Source organism: Streptomyces sp. UW30 (genome assembly GCF_008042075.1).
GTDB lineage: Bacteria > Actinomycetota > Actinomycetes > Streptomycetales > Streptomycetaceae > Streptomyces.
The window spans coordinates 919,846-933,178 of sequence record NZ_RDBN01000037.1; the positions used below are offsets into that span (position 1 = coordinate 919,846).

The 13,333-nt window shown below is 72.2% G+C and carries 14 protein-coding genes; 7 read left to right on the forward strand and 7 right to left on the reverse strand.

Going from position 1 to position 13,333, the window contains the following annotated elements; all coding sequences use genetic code 11:
- Positions 1 to 126: 126 nt before the first annotated feature.
- On the forward strand, positions 127 to 3,783 hold the full coding sequence (locus EAO75_RS22845) for a DNA polymerase III subunit alpha (RefSeq protein ID WP_261989385.1): 3,657 nt from the start codon (positions 127 to 129) through the stop codon (positions 3,781 to 3,783).
- The gene (locus tag EAO75_RS22850; RefSeq protein WP_147996915.1) at positions 3,780 to 4,754 is read left to right on the forward strand and encodes a DNA polymerase thumb domain-containing protein; all 975 of its coding nucleotides are present in this window, start codon (positions 3,780 to 3,782) and stop codon (positions 4,752 to 4,754) included. The genes EAO75_RS22845 and EAO75_RS22850 overlap by 4 nt, the downstream gene beginning before the upstream one ends.
- A 17-nt stretch (positions 4,755 to 4,771) precedes the next feature.
- Here EAO75_RS22850 and EAO75_RS22855 read toward each other — a convergent pair whose 3' ends face one another.
- A complete protein-coding gene (locus tag EAO75_RS22855) occupies positions 4,772 to 5,146 on the reverse strand; it encodes a cupin domain-containing protein (RefSeq protein WP_147996916.1) in 375 nt (124 codons plus the stop codon).
- A gap of 95 nt (positions 5,147 to 5,241) precedes the next feature.
- Between EAO75_RS22855 and EAO75_RS22860 the strand changes: the two genes are divergently transcribed.
- Positions 5,242 to 5,688: a MarR family winged helix-turn-helix transcriptional regulator gene (locus EAO75_RS22860; protein ID WP_147996917.1), complete on the forward strand. Its 447-nt coding sequence runs from the start codon at positions 5,242 to 5,244 to the stop codon at positions 5,686 to 5,688.
- Between the two features lie 173 nt (positions 5,689 to 5,861).
- On the forward strand, positions 5,862 to 6,731 hold the full coding sequence (locus EAO75_RS22865) for an esterase/lipase family protein (protein ID WP_147996918.1): 870 nt from the start codon (positions 5,862 to 5,864) through the stop codon (positions 6,729 to 6,731).
- A gap of 71 nt (positions 6,732 to 6,802) precedes the next feature.
- Here the strand turns inward: EAO75_RS22865 and EAO75_RS22870 are convergent, their stop codons facing one another.
- Positions 6,803 to 7,834 (reverse strand): lytic polysaccharide monooxygenase, encoded by a 1,032-nt coding sequence (locus tag EAO75_RS22870; RefSeq protein ID WP_147996919.1) that lies wholly within the window; start codon positions 7,832 to 7,834, stop codon positions 6,803 to 6,805.
- 166 nt (positions 7,835 to 8,000) lie between these two features.
- On the opposite strand from EAO75_RS22870, the gene EAO75_RS22875 reads away from it, so the two are divergent.
- Entirely contained in the window at positions 8,001 to 8,450 is a 450-nt protein-coding gene (locus tag EAO75_RS22875) for a GNAT family N-acetyltransferase (protein ID WP_147996920.1), read from the forward strand.
- 33 nt (positions 8,451 to 8,483) lie between these two features.
- Here EAO75_RS22875 and EAO75_RS22880 read toward each other — a convergent pair whose 3' ends face one another.
- Positions 8,484 to 8,621 carry a hypothetical protein gene (locus EAO75_RS22880; RefSeq protein ID WP_147996921.1) on the reverse strand — a complete coding sequence of 46 codons (138 nt, stop codon included), beginning with the start codon at positions 8,619 to 8,621 and terminating at the stop codon, positions 8,484 to 8,486.
- Positions 8,622 to 8,763: 142 nt separating this feature from the next.
- Here EAO75_RS22880 and EAO75_RS22885 point away from each other — a divergent pair, with 142 nt between their 5' ends.
- Positions 8,764 to 9,402 (forward strand): class I SAM-dependent methyltransferase, encoded by a 639-nt coding sequence (locus EAO75_RS22885; protein WP_410092468.1) that lies wholly within the window; start codon positions 8,764 to 8,766, stop codon positions 9,400 to 9,402.
- A gap of 55 nt (positions 9,403 to 9,457) precedes the next feature.
- Here the strand turns inward: EAO75_RS22885 and EAO75_RS22890 are convergent, their stop codons facing one another.
- Entirely contained in the window at positions 9,458 to 9,961 is a 504-nt protein-coding gene (locus tag EAO75_RS22890) for a DUF402 domain-containing protein (protein ID WP_147996922.1), read from the reverse strand.
- Complete coding sequence (locus EAO75_RS22895; protein ID WP_147996923.1) at positions 9,942 to 10,871, reverse strand: GNAT family N-acetyltransferase; 930 nt, start codon at positions 10,869 to 10,871, stop codon at positions 9,942 to 9,944. The genes EAO75_RS22890 and EAO75_RS22895 overlap by 20 nt, the downstream gene beginning before the upstream one ends.
- A gap of 70 nt (positions 10,872 to 10,941) precedes the next feature.
- On the opposite strand from EAO75_RS22895, the gene EAO75_RS22900 reads away from it, so the two are divergent.
- Complete coding sequence (locus EAO75_RS22900; protein WP_187284548.1) at positions 10,942 to 11,310, forward strand: GntR family transcriptional regulator; 369 nt, start codon at positions 10,942 to 10,944, stop codon at positions 11,308 to 11,310.
- Here the strand turns inward: EAO75_RS22900 and EAO75_RS22905 are convergent, their stop codons facing one another.
- Together EAO75_RS22905 and EAO75_RS22910 are read right to left on the reverse strand one after the other, a co-directional pair.
- Positions 11,311 to 12,081 carry a DUF72 domain-containing protein gene (locus EAO75_RS22905; RefSeq protein WP_147996925.1) on the reverse strand — a complete coding sequence of 257 codons (771 nt, stop codon included), beginning with the start codon at positions 12,079 to 12,081 and terminating at the stop codon, positions 11,311 to 11,313.
- Positions 12,082 to 12,104: 23 nt separating this feature from the next.
- Complete coding sequence (locus EAO75_RS22910; protein ID WP_147996926.1) at positions 12,105 to 13,199, reverse strand: DUF5925 domain-containing protein; 1,095 nt, start codon at positions 13,197 to 13,199, stop codon at positions 12,105 to 12,107.
- Between the last annotated feature and the right edge of the window lie 134 nt (positions 13,200 to 13,333).

The following is a 13,333-nucleotide window of genomic DNA, read 5'->3' on the forward strand; positions in this document are numbered from 1 at the left end:
ATGTCGCACGAGTGTTCGAGAAACGGTCCGGAAATGGTCTATGGTGGGGGTGGGAGAGTTGGGAACTGATGTTCGAGTGCCGGCGTTCGAGTGCCGGTCCCGGGCTCACTGATGCGGGAGGTGCGTGTGTCGGGCTTCGCGCATCTGCACACCGTCTCCGGGTTCTCCCTGCGGTACGGCGCCTCGCACCCGGAGCGGCTGGCCGAGCGTGCCTCCGAGCGGGGCATGGATGCCCTGGCTCTCACCGACCGTGACTCGCTCGGGGGCGCGGTCCGGTTCGCCAAGGCCTGTGCGAAGGCGGGCGTACGTCCGTTGTTCGGTGTGGGGCTGGCGGTGGGGGAGTTGCGTACCGGACGGCGTTGCTCAGCACGGGCCGTACCCGCTGCTCGGCGGCGAAGCCGACGGTACGGGCGGCCAGCCGCAGCGAGCCCGGACCGGTGCCCTTGCGCCCGTGCCAGACGGCCTCCAGCCGCAGGGCATCGCCGTAGACCTCCCGCCAGGGCACGAGCAGCCGGGCCGCCCGATCGGGACGGCCGGCGGCGAGCGCACGTCCGACGTCGGCGTCGGGCTCCGGTGCGCGGAGGCGCCTTTGTGGACGAGTCGACACCCCGGGTCACCTTTCTCGCCCGGGACGGGGCCCGCMGGTGGGGCGATCTGTGCCGAATCGTTTCGGCCGCGCATGCCGGGGAGGGGCCGCCGATGCTGCCCCGGGAGGACAACCGGGGGGACGGCCTGATCGTCCTGCTCGGGCCCGACTCCGACGTCGGACGTGCGCTCGCCGCCGGCCGTCCCGATCGGGCGGCCCGGCTGCTCGTGCCCTGGCGGGAGGTCTACGGCGATGCCCTGCGGCTGGAGGCCGTCTGGCACGGGCGCAAGGGCACCGGTCCGGGCTCGCTGCGGCTGGCCGCCCGTACCGTCGGCTTCGCCGCCGAGCAGCGGGTACGGCCCGTGCTGAGCAACGCCGTCCGGTACGCCGACCCCGGCCTCGGGCCGGTCGCCGATGTGCTGGACGCCGCGCGACGGCTCGTGCCCATCGACGCCACCAGGGAACTGGACTCCGGTGAGGCCTGGCTCAAGGGCGCGGGCGAGATGGCGCGGGTCGCCGAGCGGGTCGTCGAGGCCGCGGGTTTCCGGCGCGACACCGCGCACCGGCTGCTGGAGCAGACAGGGGCGGCCGCCGCCGAGTGCCTCGTCGACCCCGAGGACGATCTCGGCATCGGCACCGTCCACTTCCCCGAGCCGCATCTCGTCGGGGCCGGGGCGCGCACCGCTCAGCGGGCGCTCGCCTCGCGGGCGGTGGCGGGCATGGTGCTGCGCGGCTATGACGGGCGGCGGGCGTACTGGGAGCGGGTGCACCAGGAGCTGGACATCATCGCCCACCACGGGTTCGCCTCCTACTTCCTGACGGTCGCTCAAGTCGTCGACGACGTAAGGGAGATGGGGATCCGGGTGGCCGCGCGTGGCTCCGGCGCGGGGTCGCTCGTCAACCATCTGCTGGGCATCGCGCACGCCGACCCCGTGGAGCACGGGCTGCTGATGGAGCGCTTCCTGTCCAAGCGCCGGCCGGTGCTGCCCGACATCGACATCGACGTGGAGTCCGCCCGGCGGCTGGAGGTCTACCGCGCGATCATCGACCGGTTCGGGACGGAGCGGGTCGCCACCGTCTCCATGCCGGAGACCTATCGGGTGCGGCACGCGATCCGGGACGTGGGTGCGGCCCTGTCCATGGACCCCGCCGACATCGACCGGATCGCCAAGTCCTTCCCGCACATCCGCGCGCGGGACGCCCGGGCGGCGCTGGAGGAGCTGCCCGAGCTGCGGCAACTGGCCGGGGAGCGGGAGCGGTACGGCAAGATGTGGGAGCTGGTCGAGGCACTCGACGCCCTGCCGCGCGGCATCGCCATGCATCCGTGCGGGGTGCTTCTGTCCGACGCCTCCCTGCTCTCCCGTACGCCCGTCATGCCGACCAGCGGCGAGGGCTTCCCCATGTCGCAGTTCGACAAGGACGACGTCGAGGACCTCGGGCTGCTCAAGCTCGACGTGCTGGGCGTACGGATGCAGTCGGCGATGGCGCACGCGGTCGCGGAGGTGGAGCGGGTCACGGGGGAGCGGATCGACCTGGACGGGGTGCGGGAGGGGGATCCGGCGACCTATCGGCTCATCCGGTCCGCCGAGACCCTGGGCTGCTTCCAGATCGAGTCGCCCGGCCAGCGGGACCTGGTCGGACGGCTCCAGCCGGCCACCTTCCACGATCTCGTCGTCGACATCTCGCTCTTCCGGCCCGGGCCGGTCGCCGCCGACATGGTGCGGCCGTTCATCGAGGCCCGGCACGGGCGGGCGCCCGTCCGCTACCCGCACCCGGATCTGGAGGAGCCGCTGCGGGAGACGTACGGGGTCGTCGTCTTCCACGAGCAGATCATCGACATCGTGCACATCATGACCGGCTGTGGGCGCGACGAGGCCGACCGGGTGCGGCGCGGTCTCTCCGACCCGGAGTCGCAGGGGCGGATCCGGGTGTGGTTCGCGCAGCACGCGGCGTCGAACGGGTACGACGCGGAGACCATCCGGCGGACCTGGGAGATCGTCGAGGCCTTCGGGTCGTACGGCTTCTGCAAGGCGCACGCGGTCGCCTTCGCCGTGCCGACCTATCAGTCGGCCTGGCTGAAGGCCCATCATCCGGCCGCCTTCTACGCGGGGCTGCTCACGCACGACCCCGGGATGTACCCGAAGCGGCTGCTGCTGGCGGACGCGCGGCGGCGCGGGGTGCCGATCCTGCCGTTGGACGTGAACGCGTCCGGGATCGCACACCGTATCGAACTGGTGTCTGAATCTGAGGGGTCGGAGAGGGCCCGGAAGGGATCCGGAGGTTCGGGAAAGGCGTGGGGGCTGCGGCTCGCCCTCTGCGACGTGCACGGCATCAGCGAGGCCGAGGCGGCGCGGATCGCGGACGGGCAGCCGTACGCCTCGCTGCTCGACTTCTGGGAGCGGGCCCGGCCCAGCCGTCCGCTGGCCCAGCGGCTCGCACAGGTCGGCGCGCTGGACGCCTTCGGGGCCAACCGGCGCGATCTGCAACTGCATCTGACCGAACTGCACCGGGGCGCCCGCAGCGGTGGCGGCGGGCAACTCCCGCTGGCCGGCGGGCGGAAGACGGCCGAGGCCGGGCTGCCCGACCTCACCTCGGCGGAGCGGCTCAGCGCCGAGCTGGGAGTGCTGTCGATGGACGCCTCGCGCAATCTGATGGACGACCACCGGGCGTTCCTCGACGAGTTGGGCGTCGTCTCCGCGCGACGGCTGCGCGATGCCCGGCACGGCGAGACCGTGCTGGTAGCGGGCGCCAAGGCGGCCACCCAGACACCGCCGATCCGGTCCGGCAAGCGGGTCATCTTCAGCACGCTGGACGACGGGACGGGCCTGGTCGACCTCGCCTTCTTCGACGACTCGCACGACGCGTGCGCCCATACGGTCTTCCACTCCTGGCTGCTGCTGGTGCGGGGAGTCGTGCAGCGGCGCGGGCCGCGCAGTCTGAGCGTGGTGGGGTCCGCCGCCTGGAACCTCGCCGAGCTGATCGAGCTGCGCGCCGAGGGTGGCCTGGACGTGGTGGCGGCGCGGCTGGCGGAGCCGGTGGCGGCGCCGACGGGGGACGACGGGGATCCGGCGCGCGGCCGGCGAATCCAGATGCCCACCGGATACGAACTGAACCCGTGGGCCGATCTGCGCCCTGCGGGCCAAGAGCCTTCACAGGTACGGAAGTTGTGGCACCAGAGTCCGGGGAGTGCGGGATGACCATCCTCTGCGTACGTTTCCAGCTGCCGCCGATGTACGAGGCGGCCCTGCCCGGGCTGCTCGGACTGCTGGAGGACTTCACGCCGGTCGTCGAGGCGCTGCCACCGGACGGGGCGCTGGCCGATCTGCGCGGTGCCGAGCGGTACTTCGGGCGCGACGCCGTCGAGTTGGCGTCGGTGATCCGGGTGCGCGCCCTCGCCCACCACGGGGTCGACTGCGCGATCGGTGCCGGGCCCGGGCCGATGCTGGCCCGCGTGGCGCTGCGGGACGCGCGGCCCGGGGCGACGTGTGCCGTGCCCGAGGAGCCGGACGCCGTCGCGGACTTCCTCGCCGACAAGCCCGTCGCCGCGCTGCCCGGCATCGGCGCCGCGACCGCCCGCACCCTGTGCGAGTACGGCCTCGACACCCTCGGCCTGGTCGCCGCCGCACCGCTGTCCACGCTCCAGCGGCTGATCGGCGCGAAGGCAGGGCGTGAGCTGCGCGAGAAGGCGAGCGGAGTCGACCGGGGCCGGGTCGTCCCGAACGGCGTGTCGCGGTCGCTGGCCACCGAACGTCCCTTCACCCGCGACGAACTGGACCCCGACCGGCACCGCCGCGCCCTGCTCTCGGCCGCCGAGGAACTGGGCGCCCGGCTGCGCGCCCTCGACAAGGTCTGCCGCACCCTGACCCTCACCGCCCGCTACGCCGACCGCTCCTCGACGACCCGCACCCGCACCCTGAAGGAGCCGACGGCCCACTCGGCGGCGCTGACCGGCGCGGCGTACGGCATGTACGAGGCACTCGGCCTCCAGCGCGCCCGGGTGCGCGCCCTCGCCCTGCGCGCCGAGGGGCTCGACCCCGCCGAGCAGGCCTCCTACCAGCTCACCTTCGACCCACTGGACGAAAAGGCCCGCCGTATCGAGGAGGTCGCGGACCGCGCGCGAGCGAAGTTCGGGCCGCGTGCGGTGATGCCGGGGTCGCTCGCCGCGTAGTCCCTCCTGCGCGCGGGTCAGTTGGCCCACGGCGGCGTGATGAGCGTGCCGTCGGCCAGCTCCGCCGTCAGGCCGATGGAGGTGGTGACCCAGGTGACGGCGGTCCGCTCGGTCGGGTTCTCGACGGTCAGGGTCGCGCCGGGGTTGATGATCAGGGTGTCGCCCGCGGTGATCCGGTCGGTGCGGTCGTCCAGCGTGATCAGCAGCTCGCCGTCGAGCAGGTGCAGGATCTCCTCCCGGTTGACGGTGTGGGCGGGCGCCTTGGTCCCCGCCGGGATCTCGCCGCGCCAGGCGCACAGCTCCTTGCTGCCGGTGCCGGGGGTGGCGTACGAGACGAAACGGGCGCCGTGGATCTCGTGGGTGACGGCTTCGGACGATCGGATCACGGGCATGGATGCCTCCAGTGGGAAGATGGTCAAGCAGCTTGACTATATGCACCTATGGTCAAGCTGCTTGACCGATCCGTCAAGGGTGTTTCAATGCCTGCGTGCAGAACTCCGAAGCCATGGCCCTGTCCGCCGCCCTGCTCGCCGTCGCCGGTGAGCTCACGCAGCGCATCAATGACGGCGTGGTCGCCCGGGGCTTCGAGGGGGTCAGGCCCGCGCACGGTTTCGCCTTCGCCCGGCTCGCCCCGGGCGGCGCCACCGCCACGGACCTCGCCGTCCACCTCGGCGTCACCAAGCAGGCCGCGAGTCAGCTCGTGGACGAGATCGTGCGCAAGGGGTACGCCGAGCGCCGGCCGCACCCCGATGACGCGCGGGCCCGGCTGGTCGTGCTGACCGAGCGGGGGTGGGCCTGTACGCGTGCTGCCGAGGAGGCCGCCGCCGATGTCGTCCGGGCCTGGGCCGCGGTGCTGGGTGAAAGGGAAGTGGGGGCGCTGTCGCGTCAATTGGTGCGCATCGCGCCCAATGGCCCCATCAAGCCTGCCTGGTGATGGTTCATCAGTGGATGTGACCCACCTCTGACTATCACTGGAAGTTTTTACTGACGCGTAACTTCACACGTGTGCTACTCGCCCGTAACTTGACGAGTGAACAGCATCCTCGTGATCCGGATCACAGGGCGTAAGGCCGTCGCAACTCCCTTGAGCCGCAAGGAGATCACACGATGCTGCCCTGGAAACGAGTGCTCAGACCTCTTGCCGCGCTGCTGCTGACCGCCGCGGTCGCCGTCGTCCCCGCCACCACCGCCCAGGCGGCCGAAACGGCGGCGACCTCCAGCACCGGCTGGAACGACTACTCCTGCAAGCCGTCCGCCGCCCACCCCCGCCCCGTCGTCCTCGTGCACGGCACCTTCGCGAACTCCGTCGACAACTGGCTGGGACTCGCGCCCTACTTGAAGGACCGCGGTTACTGCGTCTTCTCCCTCGACTACGGCCAGCTGCCGGGCGTGCCGTTCTTCCACGCCCTCGGCCCCATCGACAAGTCGGCCGAGCAACTGTCCGCCTATGTCGACAAGGTGCTCGCCGCGACCGGCGCTGCCGAGGCCGACCTGGTGGGCCACTCGCAGGGCGGCATGATGCCCCGCTACTACCTCAAGTTCCTCGGCGGTGCGGGCAAGGTGAACGCCCTGGTCGGCATCGCGCCCAACAACCACGGCACCACCCTGTCGGGGTTCACCAACCTGCTGCCGTACTTCCCCGGCGCGCAGGACCTGCTCACCGCGGCCACCCCCGCCCTCGCCCAGCAGGTCGTCGGATCCGAGTTCATGACCAAGCTCAACGCGGGCGGCGACACCGTCCCCGGAGTGCGCTACACGGTCATCGCCACCAAGTACGACGAGGTGGTCACGCCGCATCGGACCCAGTTCCTGACCGGGCCCGACGTGAAGAACGTGCTGATCCAGGACCTGTGCGCGGTCGACATCTCCGAGCACGCGCTTCTGGGCCTGACCGACCGCATCGCCTTCCACGAGGTGGCCAACGCGCTCGACCCGGCCCACGCCAGCCCCACCACCTGCCTGTCCGCGATCAGTTGAGCGCCTGACCGCGGGGCACACCGCCGGGGCCTGACCGGCCTGAGCCGCCGTTCAGGCCCCGGAGCTTTTCGTCAGCGGCTGTGGCGACCGCCGGCCGCCCGCCTGCGCACCGACGCGAACAGGACCGCGGAACCCAGCGCCAGCGTCGCCGCACCGCCCATCGCGACATACGCCGTGCTGCTGTCCCCGCCGGTCTCGGCGAGGTTCTCGGTGGCACCGGCCGCCTTCGGCTCGTTGGCCGGGGTGGCGGACTGCTCCTCCTCGGCCGCCGCGGCCGGCTCCGCCGACGTACCGGCGTCCTGGTCACCGTGGCCGTGGTGCTCGATCGTCGACTGGTCGGCTCCGGCCTCGATCTGCTCCTCGGAGGGCGCGGAGGCGCTCGGGGCCGCCGAGGCCTCGCCGCCGGCGCCGGTGTCGCTGCCGGAGCTGCCGTTGTCGGTGCTGCCACCGCCCGAGCTGCCGCTGCCGCCGCCGAAGGTGACGTCCGAGCAGGAGTAGAACGCCTCCGGGCTGTCCGAGCGCTGCCAGACCGCGTACAGCAGCTGCTTGCCGGAGCGCTGGGGCAGGGTGCCGGAGAACGTGTAGAAGCCGCCCGAGGCCGCCGGGTCGGTGACCGTCGCCACCGGGTTCGCCAGGTCCAGGTCGCCCCAGGCCAACGGCTTCGCGGCGTCGTAGCCGGCCTTGGTGATGTACACCTTGAAGGTGCCCTTGTGCGGGGCGGTCACACGGTACTTGAAGGTGTACGACCCGCTGCTCACGCTCGTCGCCGGCCAGTCGGCGCGGGCCAGGTCGAGGCCCTTGAACTCCTCGCTGTTCGCGCTGCACAGCTTGCCGTCCGGGATCAACTCCTGGTGGCGGCCGGCCGCGTCGCCTATGCGGATGCCGTTCCAGTCGTAGAGGGCCTGAGTGCCGCCCGCCGCGACCGCCGCCTTGCACGCGTCGGACTTCGGGCTCTCCGGACCCTCCGCGTAGCACTGCGAGACCCGGCTGACCGGGTCACCCATCGAGCCGTGCGCCGAGGCGGGCGCGGCGGCGAGGGCGGTCAGCGCGAGCGGGGTCAGGCCGAGAGCGGCGACGGCGGCGGCCTTGCGGCGTGCGGACATGGAAGATCTCCTCAAGGGGCCTGATGCATGGGGTGAATCCCGTGGGGGCGATCAGAAACTAGCCCGAGGAAGCCGCGAAATCGCCTGCTGGAGGCGGGTGACGGCGATCTTTAGGGCCGCCTTAAGGGAGTGCTCAGACTGAGCTCAGGTAGGTAGCGTGCACACCATGACCAACGACGAGATCCGGTCCGCCACGGCCGCCGACGTACCCGCCGTGAAGGCGGTGACGGACGCGGCCTACACGCGCTACATCGAGCGCATCGGGCGGGTTCCGTTGCCCATGGAGGCGGACCACACGGCGAACGTGTCCGCGGGGCGGGTGTTCGTGACGGGGGATCCCGTGATCGGGCTCGTCGTGCTGGAGACGTACGCGGACCATCTGTACGTCGACAACATCGCCGTCACCCCCGACGCCCAGGGGCAGGGCGTGGGACGACGGCTGCTGCACTTCGTGGACGCCCGCGCGCGGGCGCTCGGCCTGCCCGAGGTCAGGCTTTACACGAACGCCCTGATGTGGGAGAACCAGAAGATCTACCCGAAGTACGGCTATGAGGTCGTCGAGCGGCGGGTGGAGGGCCCGTACGACCGGGTCCACTACCGCAAGCGGCTCGCCTGACGCGTCTCCGCTTTTTACGACCGGCAGGGCGTCTCAGCCTTCCGGCCACCAGGTTCGTGCGATGTCCTTGCGGACCTCCGGTCGTCCCGAGGGGCGCTCTTCGGCCTCCTCCTGGACGCGGCGGGCGTCGGACTGCCTCTTCAGGGGCTTCTGCACGGTTACACGGCGCATGGCTGCCTCCTTCAGTGCCTACCGAGCTCCGCGTTGTTCACGGAGGTAGACGCTTTCGGGGAGAGTTCCTCATCGGCGTCGAGGCTGTCAGTGGCGGCTGTCACGATTCGACTTGTCAGTGGCGGGTGTCACTCTTGGCCGCATGACCGACATGACGAACGGCGAGCACGCCGTCACAGGAACAACCTCAGACACGGCCCCGGACTGGGACGCGGCCGCCGCCACCTTCGACGACGAGCCGGATCACGGCCTGCGCGACCCCGAGGTGCGCCAGGCATGGGCCTCCCGGCTGCGGTCCTGGCTGCCCGAGCGCGCCTGCGACGTCCTCGACCTGGGCTGCGGCACCGGCAGCCTGTCGCTCCTCGCGGCCGAGCAGGGACACCGGGTCACGGGCGTGGACCGGTCCCCGGCGATGGTGGACCTCGCCCGCGCCAAGCTCGCCGGGCGTGACGCGGCGTTCCTCGTCGGCGACGCGGCGGCGCCACCGGTGGGGGAGGAGCGGTTCGACGTACTGCTCGTCCGGCATGTCCTGTGGGCGCTGCCCGACCCGGGCCGGGTCCTGCGGCACTGGCGCGGGCTGCTGCGCCCAGGAGGCCGGTTCGTGCTGGTCGAGGGCGTGTGGGGGACGGCCGCTCCCTCGGTCGGGATTCCGGCGGACCGGCTCACCGATCTCCTCGCACCGCTCGTCGGGGACGTGCGCGTGGAGCCTCTGTCGGACGACCAGCCGCTGTGGGGGAAGGCGGTCGACGACGAGCGGTACGCCGTGGTGGCGACGGCGTGACCGAGTGGCTGTGGCCGGCAGCTCCACGGCGGGCGGCGCCCCTCTCCCGGTGGGCCTAGGCCAGCAGTGACTCCAGGGCGCCCTCGACGGTGGCGAACGCCTCCAGCTCGTCGAGCGCCGCCATCGCCGCGGCAGCCGCCTCGGGATCCGACTCCGCCAGGCCGCTCTCGGCGAACTCGTCCTCGTCCAGGCGGCGTACGTCCGTGCCGTCGGCCGAGCGCCACAGGTCCAGGTCGAGGTCCTCGACGACCAGCTCGCCGCCCGACAGCGTGGCCGGGCGGGTGATGTCGCAGTACCAGCCCTTGAGGGCGCCCGTGGCGGCGCGGACCTCCTTCACGGCGTACCAGCGGTCCCGCCAGTAGTACTCGGTGAAGACATCGCCCGGCTCGAACCGCACGAAGCCGAAGTCGCGGACGCCGGCGCCGGACCAGGGGGCGCGCACGGCGATCCGGGTGCCGTCGTCGCCGACCAGTTCGGCCGCGTAACGGATCTTGGTGCGGCCGGCCTTGACGAGGACCACGTCGAGTGAGCGTGGCCGCTCAGCCGAGTTCGCGGACATGGCGGACCTCCGTCGCGCAGATCTTGTACCCGAACCAGAAGTTGATCGCCAGCATGGGCTCATTGTCGGTGTCGTTGCCGGTGAGCGCCTCCTGGTAGCCGGCCGCGCGGGCACGGTGCAGGGAGGCGTTCTTGGCGAGCTTGGCCAGGCCCCGGCCGCGGAAGGCGCGGGCGGTGCCGGTCATCGCCGTGGAGTAGCGGGTGGCGCGGTCGGTGAAGGCGGAGCTGAAGGCGGCGGGACGGCCGTCGACGAGCGCGACCGTCGCCAGGTCCCGGTCGAGCAGCGGATGCTTCCAGGTCTCCTCGACCCAGGTCTCGTACTCGGTGAACTCGGCGGCGACGTCGCTCGGTTCGTCCGACACGGTCTCCGCGTCCAGCTCGAACAGCGGGCGCGGGTCGTCCGCGAAGTCGGCGAAGGTGCGCAGCTCGACGCCGGGCTGGGGGTCCTGGAGCGGTGGCAGGGCGCCGTTCACCAGGTCCAGGCGCAGGAAGTGGGCGGAGCGGCTGGCGCGATAGCCGCGGCGCTCGGCGAAGGTGCGGTTGCCCGGCTCGTCGAGGACCCACGAGAACAGCTTGGCCGCGCCCAGCGAGGCCAGGTGCTCCTCGGCGGCGCGGACGAGGAGCTCGCCGGCGCCGCGGCGCGTGCGGTCCGGCCGCACATAGACGTTGAGGTAGCCCTGGCCGGGCTCCGGGCTGTCGTACGCCATGCCGACCTGGGCCGTGCCGATCGTCTCGCCGTCCTCCTCCGCGACCAGGGAGCGGTAGTGGGCGTCGGGGTGGGTGTGGGCCTGGCGGTGTCGGATGCCGTCCGGGGTCCACAGGACGTAGGGGAGAGCGAGGTGGCGGCTGTGGGCGAAGCGCTCGACGTCGGCGGGTACTTCGGGGCGCAGGTCGCGCACGGTCACGGTCATGAGGGCGCACGCTACGGGGGGATGCGCGCGGATGCCTCTCATTTTCCGTCGGGTACGGGACAATCGGCCTGTGACCTTGAAGATCCACATCGACGACAGTGCCGCGCCCTACGAGCAGGTGCGGGCGCAGATCTCCGAGCAGGCGCGGTCGGGGGTGCTGCCGGTGGGGTACCGGCTGCCGACCGTGCGGGGGCTGGCGGAGTCGCTGGGCCTGGCGGCCAACACGGTCGCCAAGGCCTACCGGGCGCTGGAGAGCGACGGGGTGATCGAGACGCGCGGGCGCAACGGCACGTTCGTGGCTGCCGCCGGCTCGGCCGCGGAGCGTGAGCTCGCGTCGGCCGCTCAGGCCTACGTGGAGCGGGCCCGGCGACTGGGGTCGGACGAGAAGGCGGCGCTGGCCGCGGTGCGCGATGCCCTGCGGGCGGCCTACGAGGGGTAGTCAGCGGCGTACGGCGAACTGAGGGGTGCGGGTCACGGTGAGGCCCGCTCGCGTCGCCGTCCTCCCGAAGGCCGTCGCGTCCGCCACCGCCGCCCCGCCGGGGTCGTTGTTGAAGTACGCGTACATGTCCTCGGCGTCGGACCAGGTGGTCGCGATGCGGTCGACCCAGGTCTCCACGGAGCGCCGGCCGTAGCGGGGCCAGGGGTGGGCGCGGCCCTCGTGGAAGCGGACGTAGCCCCAGTCGGTGGTGCGCCACAGCGGGCTCACCGGGTGGGCCTGGACGTCGGCCCAGCACAGGGCGGCGCCCCGGGACTCCAGCACCTCGCGGATCTCGCGTGTCCACCAGGACGCGTGGCGGGGCTCGACCGCGATCCGCGTCCCGGACGGGAAGCAGGCCAGGCAGGCGTCCAGGAGGGCGGGGTCGGCGGGCAGGGTCGGCGGGAGTTGGAGGAGGACCGGCCCCAGGCGGTCGCCCAGGCCCGCCGCGTGGGACACCAGCCGGTGCACCGGCTCCTCGGGATCCCTGAGCCGCTTGATGTGGGTGAGATAGCGGCTCGCCTTCACCGCGACCACGAAGTCCCGCGGCACCCGCTCACGCCAGGCCTCGAAGTTCTCCCGCGTGGGCAACCGGTAGAAGGCGTTGTTGATCTCCACCGTGGCGAAGTGCTCCGTGTACTCCTCCAGCCACAGCCGCACGGGCACATCGGCGGGGTAGAGGGCACCCCGCCAGTCCCGGTACTGCCACCCCGACGTCCCGACGAACAGGGTCATACGACCATGAAAGCACCGGACGGCTAGAGGTACAGCCCCGCGTCCGCCTCGTCCCGCGGATCGGGTACCGACGTCGGGGACGTGCCCCGCTTCAGTGCGTACAGCTCCGCCAGCGTGGCGCCCTCCCGGCCGACGCCGTCCTCCGCGCCCAGCCAGTTCACCGCCTCGCGGCGGGTCAGCGGCCCCACCTCGATACGGGCCAGACAGCGGCCGGGGCGGACGACGGCGGGATGGAGGCGCTCCAGGTCCTCGTTGGTGGTGACACCGACCAGGACATTGCGGCCCTGGCCCAGCAGGCCGTCCGTCAGGTTCAGCAGCCGCGACAGCGCCTGGCCCGCGGTGTGCTTCGCCTCGCCGCGGATCAGCTCGTCGCAGTCCTCCAGGAGCAGCAGCCGCCAGCGGCCCTTGCCCGTCGAGTCGTCCTCGCCGATCGCGATGTCCATCAGATAGCCGACGTCACTGAACAGCCGCTCCGGGTCCAGGACGCAGTCCACCTGGCACCAGTCCCGCCAGGAGCGGGCCAGCGTCCGCAGCGCCGACGTCTTGCCGGTGCCCGGCGGGCCGTGCAGCAGGAGCAGACGGCCCGCGATGTCCTCCGGGGTCGTCTTCATCAGGCGGTCCATCGCGTCCGACACCGGCGCGGTGTAGTTGGCCCGCACCTCGTCCCAGGTGCCCGCCGAGATCTGCCGGGTCGTGCGGTGCGGGCCGCGCCTGGGGGAGACGTACCAAAAGCCCATGGTCACGTTCTCCGGCTGCGGCTCGGGCTCGTCCGCCGCGCCGTCCGTCGCCTCGCCCAGGACGCGCTCCGCCAGTTCCTCGCTGGTCGCCGTCACGGTGACGTCGGCGCCCCGGTTCCAGCGGGAGATCAGCACGGTCCAGCCGTCGCCCTCCGCGAGCGTCGCGCTGCGGTCGTCGTCGCGGGCGGTGCGCAGCACACGGGCGCCCGGCGGCAGGAGCGTCACCCCGGACCGCACGCGGTCGATGTTCGCCGCGTGCGAGTACGGCTGCTCGCCCGTCGCGAAGCGGCCGAGGAACAGCGCGTCGACGACGTCGGACGGCGAGTCGCTGTCGTCGACGTTGAGCCGGATCGGCAGAGCGTCGTGTGGGTTCGCAGACATGCGGCCATGATCCGGCACACGGCGCCCCCGTGCACCCGGTTTCCCCGCCACGTCCCGCCAACGGTGCACGTCCGGTGCGTGCGTCGTATTCCCCGCGCGTCCCCGCCGGCCGTTACAGGACCGTGTGGAGCCGA

Coding starts and splice junctions, on each gene's coding strand:
- EAO75_RS22850 (WP_147996915.1), top strand. CDS start 3,780: ATGACCATCCTCTGCGTACGTTTCCAGCTGCCGCCGATGTACGAGGCG.
- EAO75_RS22855 (WP_147996916.1), bottom strand. CDS start 5,146: ATGCCCGTGATCCGATCGTCCGAAGCCGTCACCCACGAGATCCACGGC.
- EAO75_RS22865 (WP_147996918.1), top strand. CDS start 5,862: ATGCTGCCCTGGAAACGAGTGCTCAGACCTCTTGCCGCGCTGCTGCTG.
- EAO75_RS22870 (WP_147996919.1), bottom strand. CDS start 7,834: ATGTCCGCACGCCGCAAGGCCGCCGCCGTCGCCGCTCTCGGCCTGACC.
- EAO75_RS22875 (WP_147996920.1), top strand. CDS start 8,001: ATGACCAACGACGAGATCCGGTCCGCCACGGCCGCCGACGTACCCGCC.
- EAO75_RS22880 (WP_147996921.1), bottom strand. CDS start 8,621: ATGCGCCGTGTAACCGTGCAGAAGCCCCTGAAGAGGCAGTCCGACGCC.
- EAO75_RS22885 (WP_410092468.1), top strand. CDS start 8,764: ATGACCGACATGACGAACGGCGAGCACGCCGTCACAGGAACAACCTCA.
- EAO75_RS22890 (WP_147996922.1), bottom strand. CDS start 9,961: ATGTCCGCGAACTCGGCTGAGCGGCCACGCTCACTCGACGTGGTCCTC.
- EAO75_RS22895 (WP_147996923.1), bottom strand. CDS start 10,871: ATGACCGTGACCGTGCGCGACCTGCGCCCCGAAGTACCCGCCGACGTC.
- EAO75_RS22905 (WP_147996925.1), bottom strand. CDS start 12,081: ATGACCCTGTTCGTCGGGACGTCGGGGTGGCAGTACCGGGACTGGCGG.
- EAO75_RS22910 (WP_147996926.1), bottom strand. CDS start 13,199: ATGTCTGCGAACCCACACGACGCTCTGCCGATCCGGCTCAACGTCGAC.